Genomic DNA, 8,950 nt, shown 5'->3' with positions numbered 1-8,950 from the left:
TTAAGCGCCAAGATCATTACCTGCCCCCTGCCTGACGGGCATTACCATGATGTGATAAGTTATCGGGACTTTACGGGAGGCGCGCCCCTGAGCCTGGAACCTTATCAATTCTTTTGGCTCGAATACGCCCAGTGATCGCGCCTGCGCTTTTCCCGCTGCCGTAGTTGCGGGAAACGCCGCTCAGACTTGCCCGGCGCCGGTCTAAAATGAATCCGTCGGGATGGACGTTGCCGTATGATTGATAACGATATCACCTTTCGCAAGCTGGAAATCTTTCTGGCGTTCATGGATAAACGTAATATCAGCCGCACCGCCGAACAGCTGGGTTTAAGCACGGTGAGCGTTCATCGCGCGCTGCACACGCTGGAAGAGGGCGTGCGCTGTCCTTTATTTGTCCATCAGGGGCGAAACCTTACCCCCCTGCCCGCCGCGGAAACCCTGGCGGAATATGCGCGTGAAGTCTCGGATTTGATGCGCCGCGGCATCGAGGAAACCCGCAAATGCGGCGGCATCGGCCAGGGCCGACTGAAATTAGGCACCATGTATTCCCTGACCCTAGATACTATTCCGCAGTTGATCATGGGGTTGAAATTGCGGCGGCCCGCCCTGGAGCTGGAGTTGTTGATGGGATCAAATCAGGATCTGCTGGCCAAGCTTGAAGATCAGCAGTTGGATGCCATTCTGATTTCGATCAGCGACACACAAATAGACCCGGCCCACTTTGAAACCCTGCCGCTATTCAAGGATGATATCTACCTGGCGTCGCCGTCATCGTCATCCCCCGTTATGGCCGGGCCGGCGGATCTGCGCGATTTCCGGCACGAAAAATTTGTCTCTTTGACCGAAGGTTTCGCCACCTATCACGGCTTTCAGGAAGCGTTTCACGTGGCGGGATTCGAACCGCAGATCGTCACCCGGGTTAACGATATTTTTTCCATGATTAATCTGGTACAGGCAGGGGTCGGCCATACCCTGCTGCCTGGGCGGATGAAGCGGATTTACGAGCATTCGGTACGCCTGCTGACTCTGGCGGCGCCTTACCAGATGCGCCAGACCATTGCGCTGGTCTTCGCCCGCAGCCGCGAACGCGATCCCGAGATGCTGGCGCTGGTGGCCGAAGGCAGGATGTATGCGCTCAGCCACCGTGATGCCGGCGACGCCACGGCCGCCGAAACAGCCGTCACCGCCCCGTCAACCGTCCGGCCAGCGTCTTGATTAACGACAGTGGGTTCTGGCTGAGGGCCAGCGCCTCGCCCTGCTCCATTACCCGTTTGGTCAGGCCGGTCAGCACCGCCCCCGGCGGCATTTCGATCGCCAGGCGCACATCGCGCTGATAGGCGCTGACCATGGCATCCAGCCAATGCACCGGCCGCGCCATATTCAGCGCTAGATCCTCGGCGATGCGTTCCGGCTGCCATAATACGCGCCCGGTGCTGCCGCTTAAATACGCGATGCCGGGCCGTTGCAACACCGCCCCCGCCATGGCGTTCGCCAATTTATGCGCCGGCTCGTTCAGCAGTTCGCAGTGGGACGGTACGCTTACCGCCAGACGACGGGTGCGGCTGGCGCCTTGTCCGCGCGCCAGCTCGCAGGCCCGGCTCATGGCCGCTTCGCTGCCGGCGATGACGAACTGATCGTCGGCGTTGAGATTGGCAAGATACACCGGCAGATCCGCGCTGTGCACCTGCGCAATGATGCGTTCTATTTGCGATTGCGTCAGCCCCGCGATCGCCGACAGGCCATATCCCCGCGGATAAGCCTGTTCCATCAATTCCCCCCTGAGCGCCACCAGCCGCAGGCCGTCCTCATAGGATAGAGCGCCGGCGCTCACCGCCGCCGCAAACGCGCCGATGGATAGCCCGCTGGTAAAATCAACCCCGATGCCGGTGTGCAATACCTGCCGCGCATAGGCCACGCCGGCGATAAACAGGCATAGCTGCACGGCGCGGGTGGAGCGCAGCGCGGCTGGGCTGTCCAGTTGCAAGACCGGTTCGGCCAGGACCGCCGTGGCCCGGCTTAGCAGATCGCGGGCATCATCGGTATCCGGGAGATCGTGGAGCATGCCGGGAACTTGCGGTCCCTGGCCGGGAAATGTCAGCAAAATTTTCATAAGGTTCTCTGGTCCGTGGAAACATCCCAGGGATCGCGGGTCATCACGGGGCCGCGGTCGGTTTTTATCATTACGCTGGCGCCGCGCAGCCATTCCAGCAGCGCCATGCCTCCCATCGGGGTATCGAGTTGAATATCCACCCGGCACGGCAAAGCGGCGATGACCGCCAGCAACGGGGCGAAATCTTCCCGGGCCCGCGGGTCCGGGCAACGGATCAGCAGGTCAAGATCGCTGTCCGCCGTGCTGACGGTTAAACCGGTGGCCAGCATATAACCGCAACTGCCGGTGACTCCCCAGCGCCAGGGCCACCGCGTGGCGGCCAAAGTGAGCAACGCCCGCATTACCGGCAACTCCCGCGCCTCGGGAGATAAATCGGCCACCGGCCGGCCCGGCGTTTGCTGCCATTCAGCCCGCTGGTCGCCGGCAATAAGACCGGCGACCAGCGCCTCGGGACTGACCCGATAAATCACCGCCGAGGGCGCTACCCAGGCCGCCGCGCGCTGCGCGCGCTCCCCGCCCCGGATACCCACCGGCAGCAAATCCGGCCGGCCGACATCCCGGCGCGCTACCAGCGGCAATCCGGCGCACCAGTGGGCAACAACCCACGATGGCGCGGGCTGCTGCCAGCGCAGATGGCCGGGGTGGTCGATCCACAGCAAATCATGCGCTCGGATGGATATCATGATCGCTCCTGCCGGCTACAAACCGGCGGTCAAAGAGATAAACAGCGGTAAGGTCAGGATACACAGGATTGAACTGATCAACAGCGTAGCCTCGGCGTCGGGCGACTGTACGCCAAAACGATTACCGAACACGATACCGAAGAAACCGGCCGACAGGGCCACCATCAGCACCGCGGTCACGGCTAGCGGACCGGTAATGCCGAACGCCACCAGTAACCCCCAGGTGATAAAGGGCTGGATCAGATTTTTGGTTATGCAGGAGACCAGCACGGGCGCGTTGATTTTCAATTTACGGGCTGAAAGGATCACGCCGGTCAGAAACAGCGCCGAGGCGGTGGCGGACAAGCCCAGGGGCTTAATGGACGCCAGCACGATTTCCGGCATTTTCAGGCCCATGGCCGATAGCAGCACGCCGAGCAGCGGTCCCCAAACGATAGGCTTGGTCACCGAGCGCCACATTAATACCGGCAACAACAACAGCGATGAACCATGATTCTCGCCGCTGGTACGGGCCTTTTCGCGTTCCAGGATCAGCAGGCAAAACGGGGTCATCAGCACCGAGCCGCAGGCGATGGAAACCGCCACCGATAGCGAGGTGCTGGAATTATCACCCAATACGCTGCCTAAAATCGGCAGCCCCAGCGCGGCATAGTTCGGCAGGGCCACCGTTAGGGTTAACACCGCCGCGTCCTGGGGCGACTTCTTGAAGATTTTGACACAAACCAAATAAAGCGCGGCATAGGCTATCCACATGGAGAGCACTAGCAGCAAAATCAGCGGCGACTGGCTGAGTATGCCCTGCCAAGGAGTTTGCACCGTGGCGCTGAACAGCGCGGCGGGTAGCGCAAAATCCATCACGAAGACATTGAGCAGTGAAACGTTGCTGTTTACCACCATTTTTGCCTTGCCGGCATAAAAACCCAGCAACATAATCACAAAAATCGGCGCCAGGGCATGAATAATAATGTATGTCATATAACCACCTGTAATCTGATAAATTTTTTTTGTTTTGATACCGGTGCGATGTATTTTTTTGTTTTACGCTGGCCGATTACGGCATGCATCAGGGCCCGGACAGCCGGAGGGCTATCCCGGTCCTGATATGGTCACGATCGGATTGCGGCAGGTGTTGCCGGTACTGTTGGCGGAACCGCTACCCGGGACACTTGCCCGGCATAGCTATCTGCTGCTACGGCGCCCTACCATTCCTGGCGCATACGTTCCCTGACCAGTTGGGAGCTGCGCCGGTTGTCGGCGCCCCGGCGGTTGGACAGATCGACCCCTTGCCGGCCGGCTTTATCGACGGCATCGGCCAGGGCGGCGCGCACCCGCCGGATCTCGTCTTCGCCGGCCTGGTCGGGATGGGCTATATCCAATAGCTGCGCCAGCAGGCCCAGCGTGGCGTAGTTTTCGATGTCATAGGCCATCGGCGCAATGGTTTGCGCCAGGGTTTCCAACGCCGCCACCGAACGCAAGGTGATGCGGGCGGCGGATTCCTTGCCCATGGCATGAACCATCACGGCGGGGTCGTTAAAGGCGATAAGCTGGTTGGCCTGGTAGCCATGCGCCAGGAAAGCGCCGGACATGGCTTTACCGACAATCAGGGCAATCACCGGATGACCTGCCAGACGAGCCTTGGCATAGGCCGCGGCGGCCCCCGCCAGCGACTGATGGATGCCGAAAGCCTCTTCGCGTCGGCCATAAGCCTGGCTCGGAACATCGACAATCGCCACGATAGCGCGCTTTTCGGCCTTATCGGCGTCCTGCGCCACGGCTTCGCTAACCACCCAATCCAAGGTCCAGCCTTCCAACAAGCCCACCTCGCCAAGAGCGGCGCGCGGAAAATGATTAGCAGCATCGGGCACCACGGCGATATAGCGTGCCGGCCGGCCGGCGATCTCGCCGTCCGCCGCTTTAACCGAGGCGCACAGGCCCGCATGGGGCCGCGCGCCGGCGGTCAGCAGGGAAAACCAGTAATCTCCCCGGCCAAGATAAGTCGTATTCATGAGCGATCCTCCCGGTTGAACAGCGCCAATACCCGCGGCTTATCCACTTGTTGGCGCGTGTCGAAATGATTAAGTTTGTCCAGGTAATAGCGGTAATCGTCAGTGCGCAGCCGAACCGGCATCCCCTGGCGCAGAAAGTCCAACGTGGTCCGTTTCACCTCGTCCAGGGAATCGGCAACCAGGGCATCGACAAAGCCGGCCTGATAACGCACTTCACCGCCGGTCATGCTCCAGATAAACGGCCGATCGCGGGAGTCATACTCTTCAATGCCCGCTTCCTGCTCGATAACCTGCGGGCCGTTTAACCCCAGCCGGGCTTCACGGGTGACGATAAGCCGGCTGCAAAGCGCCGCGGCGATGGACATGCCGCCAAAGCAGCCCACGGTGCCGGCGACAATGCCGATAACCGGCGTATAGCGGCGCAAATCTACGATAGCGGCGTGAATATCGGCAATCGCGGCCAGGCCGAGATTCGCTTCTTGCAAACGAACTCCGCCGGTTTCCAGCAGCAACACCGCCTGGGTTTCAATGCCCTTGCGCCAGTCCAGCGCCGCCAGTTCCAGCGCCGCGGCCATTTTTGCGCCAGACACTTCACCCATGCTGCCGCCCTGGAACGCCCCCTCAATGGCGACCACTACCGTGGATTTACCCTCCATGGTGCCTTTGGCCACCACCATGCCGTCGTCGGCCTGCGGCACGATTCCCTGCGGTTCCAGCCAGGGCGAGGTAATTTGCTCGTAGGGGCCGAGCAGTTCGCGAAAGCTGCCTGCGTCCAGCATGGCGCGCGCCCGCTGGCGGGCGCCGAGTTCAATAAAACTGATTCTGTCAGACATGGCTGGCCTCCTCGAAAACCTGCTCAATACGTAGACGGGCCACGCCCGGCGTGGCGCCGAAATCATTGATATCCAACCGCCCGGCCGGTAACGGCCGCGCCGCGTTGATCCGGTCAAACAGGTGCTGCCAACGCTGATGACCGCCGTCGACGGACGACCGGATAATAACCTGCAGCTTGCCGCCGGCGGCCGGCTGGAAGATAGCCTCCAGATCGCCGGACCCGACTACGCCTGCCAGCGCCTTGGCGGGTAACGCGCCGCTAGCCGGAAAATGCAATTCAATTCGTTCCATAACATCCTCTTGATGATGTAATTGATTAGGCGCTAACCCAATCGAGGAAAAAGGTGGCCGCCAGGAGATCGGCCGCGCCGCCCGGCGACGCATTGTCGCGCAGCATACGTCGGTCCAGATCGGCCAGCGCGTCGCGCCCCGCTGGCCGGCCGGTGCCGCCCGCGGCCAACACCGCCGCGGCGCCCCGATGCATGGCGGTTAACGCCGGCATGCCGCCCCGGTTGAGAACGCAGGTGTCCGTCAGGGTGCACATAATGGCCATTAACGCATCCAGCCGGGCCTGCGGTTCGCTGGCGCCCTCGCCGCGGCTTTGCCGCAGCTGCGGCAAAGCCCGCTGGGTAATGTGCGGGAAACCGCATACCGCCTCTTCCCGGGCGCCTGGCACCCGGTAACGCTGGACTGCACGCTGCCCTTTGCTAAAACCCTTGGGACTGAAGGGATCCTGCAGGGCGGCCAATCGCGCCGCGCCGCCGGTAATCATCGCCACCGGGCCCGTGCCGCCGAGCATCGCACAGGCGCTGACCAATAATCCCAGCGCCCAAATCGCGCCGCGATGGGTATTGACGCCGCCGGTAGCGGCCAGCATATGTCGCTCTCCCAACCGTCCCTGCCTGCCGATTTCCTGGCGCAGCGCCGCATCCGCCGGGCGCAGCCAGCTATGCAGGGCCAGGCGATAAAATGTCGGCTGCAAACTGTGGGCGGAGCGCTCCATCAGGGCCAGATTGAGATCTTGATGCGCGCCGGCGCCGCGGCTATCCACCAGACCCGGTTTAGGGCTGAGCCGGGCCTCTTCCAGCAGTGAACGCATCGCCAGCGCGGAAAGCCTGGCGGCCTGCCGTTCGGCGTGGCGGGACCGTAATAGGGCCGCAGGCAAAGGCTGTTGCGAGAACTGTGTTTCCATTACCAGCTCCGGAATTTTGCCGGTGGCTGGTATAACCCACCGGACCATTCAACCAGGTCGGCGATACTGCCGGCGGCCAATAGCGAACGGCTGGCTTCGGCGCGCTGGATACCCATATCCTCGGGATAAACCACCAGGCCGCGGCGGCGCAAATCGGCCACCCGCTTGGCATCGACGCCTAAGCCGATATCGGTAATGCCCGCCACCGCCGCCACCATCGCCCGGCGTTCTTCCATGGAACGCGCCCGATAGAGATAAGCAATACCCTCTTCGGTCAGTACATGGGTGACATCCTGGCCATAAATCATGACCGGCGCCAACGGCATGCCCGCTGACTGGCCGACCTCCACCGCTTCGAGTTTTTCCACAAACGAAGGTTTGGCGCCCGCCTGGAAGGTTTCGACCATCTGCACCACCAGCTTGCGGCCCGGCTGCATCGGATCGGGTTCTTCAATCATATCCAGCCAGGCGGGAGTGGCGTGGCGGCGACCGTGCGGGTCATGGCCCATATTCGGCGCCCCGCCAAAACCGGAGAGGCGGCCGCGGGTCACGGTGGACGAATTGGCCAGGCCATCGATCTGCAAGGTCGAACCAATAAACATATCCACCGCATATTGACCGGCCAACTGGCAGAAGGCGCGGTTGGAACGCATGGACCCATCGGCGCCGGTGAAAAAGATATCCGGGCGGGCGGCAATATAATTTTCCATACCCAATTCGCCGCCGAAGCAGTGCACGGTTTCAACCCAGCCGCTTTCGATGGCGGGGATCAGGGTCGGATGGGGATTAAGGGTCCAGTGCCGGCAGATTTTACCCCTCAGTCCCAGGCGTTCGCCGTAGGTGGGCAGCAAGAGCTCGATAGCCGCGGTATTAAAACCGATACCGTGGTTCAGCGATTTCACCTGATGCTCGGCATAAATACCTTTAATGGCCATCATCGCCATTAACACATGCACCGGTTTAATCAGGCGCGGGTCGCGGGTAAACAGCGGTTCGATAAAGAACGGCCGATCCGCCACCACCACGAAATCAATCCATGAACCGGGGATATCCACGCGGGGCAAGTCGCATTCTTCATCCACCAGTTCATTAACCTGGGCGATAACGATACCGTCTTTAAACGCCGTGGCTTCCACCAGCGCCGGGGTATCCTCCGTGCTGGGACCGGTATAAAGATTGCCTTTGCGGTCAGCCTTGAAACCGGCGATAAGCGCGATATTAGGCACCAAATCCACAAACAGGCGGGCATAGAGTTCGATATAGGTGTGTATGGCGCCGACTTCCAGTTGCCCATCTTCCAACAGTTGCGAAATGCGCAGGCTTTGCGGGCCTGAAAAAGCGAAATCCAACTTGCGGGCAATGCCTTTTTCAAACAGATCGAGATGCTCCGACAGGCTTACGCTGGGCATCAGCATATGCAAATCGTGTAATTTTTCCGGGCTGGCCTTGGCCAGCATACGCGCCAGGAAATCAGCCTGTTTTTGGTTATTGCCTTCCAGCACGACGCGGTCGCCCGGCGCAATCAGCGTTTCAAGCACGGAGGTTATTTTGCCGGTAGGCAGCACTTTGCCATCGGCCACGGCGCGGACCAGGTCCAACCGGCGTTTTTTCTCAGTGCGGCGAGTATCCCAGACTCTTGGGGGCGCTTGATGAAGCGGCATGGTTGACCTCCTCGGTTCATGCACTGTCGCAAAATGGGACAGCATTAATAAACGGTAGAGGCAGTGTAGGCAGGGCGGGGAGTGGGCATCAATTAACCCACGGGTCAGACCGTTAGCTTTAGAGTAACGAAGAGTGGGGCATGGCCGTGGCCGCAGGGTAGATAAAATTGATAACCGGCAGCCGCCGTGTAAAGAAAAACGGGCAGAAAAAATATAAGTAAAAAAACGGCGTAGTGAGCTATGTACGCCGTAGTAATAGACGAAGATACAAACAGTATTTAATTAAAACGTGCGGACCGAAAAACTATTTATAGACTTCCGCGGTGGCGCTAAATTTACCGTGTTCGCGACCGGCGATGATTACATAATATTTTCCGCCTTTTTTATCCGCTCTTTCGGACAGTATGGCTTTGGCATCCATCGGCGAGGTGGTTTTGGCGGTGGTATGCACCGTGCCGATTTTT

The 8,950-nt window shown here is 60.4% G+C and carries 10 protein-coding genes; 1 reads left to right on the top strand and 9 read right to left on the bottom strand.

What is annotated here, in order from left to right:
• Positions 1–234: 234 nt before the first annotated feature.
• The gene (locus VGC33_RS22840; protein WP_331123060.1) at positions 235–1,215 is read left to right on the top strand and encodes a LysR family transcriptional regulator; all 981 of its coding nucleotides are present in this window, start codon (positions 235–237) and stop codon (positions 1,213–1,215) included.
• On the opposite strand, the gene mdcH is transcribed toward VGC33_RS22840, so the two are convergent.
• The 9 genes from mdcH to VGC33_RS22795 all read right to left on the bottom strand — a co-directional run.
• Positions 1,181–2,110: a malonate decarboxylase subunit epsilon gene (mdcH, locus tag VGC33_RS22835; protein WP_331123059.1), complete on the bottom strand. Its 930-nt coding sequence runs from the start codon at positions 2,108–2,110 to the stop codon at positions 1,181–1,183. The two genes, VGC33_RS22840 and mdcH, sit on opposite strands and share 35 nt — an antisense overlap.
• A complete protein-coding gene (locus tag VGC33_RS22830; protein WP_331123058.1) occupies positions 2,107–2,793 on the bottom strand; it encodes a malonate decarboxylase holo-ACP synthase in 687 nt (228 codons plus the stop codon). Before VGC33_RS22830 ends, mdcH begins: the two co-directional genes overlap by 4 nt.
• Positions 2,794–2,808: 15 nt before the next feature.
• Entirely contained in the window at positions 2,809–3,768 is a 960-nt protein-coding gene (locus VGC33_RS22825) for an AEC family transporter (protein ID WP_331123057.1), read from the bottom strand.
• 224 nt (positions 3,769–3,992) lie between these two features.
• Positions 3,993–4,799, bottom strand: coding sequence for a biotin-independent malonate decarboxylase subunit gamma (mdcE, locus tag VGC33_RS22820; RefSeq protein ID WP_331123056.1), 807 nt, complete (start codon positions 4,797–4,799; stop codon positions 3,993–3,995).
• On the bottom strand, positions 4,796–5,632 hold the full coding sequence (locus tag VGC33_RS22815) for a biotin-independent malonate decarboxylase subunit beta (RefSeq protein WP_331123055.1): 837 nt from the start codon (positions 5,630–5,632) through the stop codon (positions 4,796–4,798). Before VGC33_RS22815 ends, mdcE begins: the two co-directional genes overlap by 4 nt.
• Positions 5,625–5,924, bottom strand: a complete 300-nt coding sequence (gene mdcC, locus VGC33_RS22810; protein ID WP_331123054.1) for a malonate decarboxylase acyl carrier protein — start codon at positions 5,922–5,924, stop codon at positions 5,625–5,627. Before mdcC ends, VGC33_RS22815 begins: the two co-directional genes overlap by 8 nt.
• Positions 5,925–5,949: 25 nt before the next feature.
• Positions 5,950–6,825, bottom strand: a complete 876-nt coding sequence (locus tag VGC33_RS22805; RefSeq protein WP_331123053.1) for a triphosphoribosyl-dephospho-CoA synthase — start codon at positions 6,823–6,825, stop codon at positions 5,950–5,952.
• Positions 6,825–8,486 (bottom strand): malonate decarboxylase subunit alpha, encoded by a 1,662-nt coding sequence (gene mdcA / locus VGC33_RS22800; RefSeq protein ID WP_331123052.1) that lies wholly within the window; start codon positions 8,484–8,486, stop codon positions 6,825–6,827. The genes VGC33_RS22805 and mdcA overlap by 1 nt, the downstream gene beginning before the upstream one ends.
• 304 nt (positions 8,487–8,790) lie before the next feature.
• Positions 8,791–8,950 (bottom strand): YdgH/BhsA/McbA family protein (locus tag VGC33_RS22795; RefSeq protein WP_331123061.1); only part of this gene is annotated, 160 nt, incomplete at its 5' end.

The organism is Acerihabitans sp. (assembly GCF_036398755.1).
Lineage (GTDB): Bacteria > Pseudomonadota > Gammaproteobacteria > Enterobacterales > Enterobacteriaceae > Acerihabitans.
This window is presented reverse-complemented; position numbering and strand designations above follow the sequence as displayed.